The following is a 302-nucleotide window of genomic DNA, read 5'->3' as shown; positions in this document are numbered from 1 at the left end:
CAGCTCGGCACAGGTGGCAATGAGCTCTTCAGTGAAGTAGCGCGGGTGGCTGGTGGCAAAGCGAATCCGCTCGATCCCTTCCACCGAGTGGACAAAGCGCAGCAAGCTGGCCAGGTTGGTCTTGGGATCCAGATCCCGCCCGTAGGCGTCGATGTTTTGCCCCAGCAAGGTGACCTCGCGATAGCCGGCCCCGGCCACCTCCTCAATCTCGGCGCGGATGGCCTGCGGCTGGCGCGATTGCTCCCGTCCCCGCACCAGCGGCACAATGCAGTAAGTACAGCGCTCATTGCAGCCGTAGATAA

The 302-nt window shown here is 62.9% G+C and carries 1 protein-coding gene; it reads right to left on the bottom strand.

What is annotated here, in order from left to right:
- Positions 1-302 (bottom strand): radical SAM protein (locus NW835_RS09065; RefSeq protein ID WP_414415106.1); only part of this gene is annotated, 302 nt, incomplete at both ends.

Source organism: Synechococcus sp. OH2 (assembly GCF_047462155.1).
Classification (GTDB): domain Bacteria; phylum Cyanobacteriota; class Cyanobacteriia; order Thermostichales; family Thermostichaceae; genus Thermostichus.
Note: the sequence above shows the minus strand (reverse complement) of the source record. Positions and strands in the feature narration are given on the sequence as shown.